Below are 533 nucleotides of genomic sequence, written 5' to 3'. Positions count from 1 at the left end.
GTTCGCGATAAGGGGCGGGATTTTTCGACGCCGGCGTCGAAACCGGATCGAGGCTGAACGGGTCATCGAAAGCGGCCGAGTGGCGCTGGTCGGAGTTGGCACGTTCGAATGCACCCGCAACCGGCTGCTCGAAAGGGTTCGGCAGATCGGCCGGACGTGGCCGTCGCGGCTCTTCTTCGACCTTGGCGGAAAAGAAGTCATCGCGACCGATGCTCACCGGGGCCCGGGATGCTGGCGGCGCGCGTTCCGAAACCGGCTGGCCGGCCGCTGGTGCTTGAGTGGCTGGCGTTTGCAGGTCGACATGGACGACGTAGTCGCCCAATCTCAGCCGCATGCCACTTTGAAGGCGCGTCGACTTGCCGGCACCGAGCGGGCTGTCGGAGTCGTTTATGAACAATCCGCTGCTCGACGTGTCGGTGACGAAATATCCATCTCGCCCGCCAGAGATCTTGCAATGTGCCCTTGAAACGAACATGTCGGGATCGTTGATCTGCCAACCCGCGTCCGCGCTGCGGCCGATCACCAGCTCACCC

At 63.4% G+C, this 533-nt stretch carries 1 protein-coding gene; it reads right to left on the bottom strand.

The annotated features are described in order from the left end of the window. Positions 1–533, bottom strand: a 533-nt coding sequence (locus EN932_RS37555; RefSeq protein WP_128369592.1) for an FHA domain-containing protein, incomplete at both ends; no start/stop codon positions are given.

The sequence above is a fragment of the Mesorhizobium sp. M7A.F.Ca.US.002.01.1.1 genome (assembly GCF_004022955.1).
Lineage (GTDB): Bacteria > Pseudomonadota > Alphaproteobacteria > Rhizobiales > Rhizobiaceae > Mesorhizobium > Mesorhizobium ciceri.
Note: the sequence above shows the minus strand (reverse complement) of the source record. Positions and strands in the feature narration are given on the sequence as shown.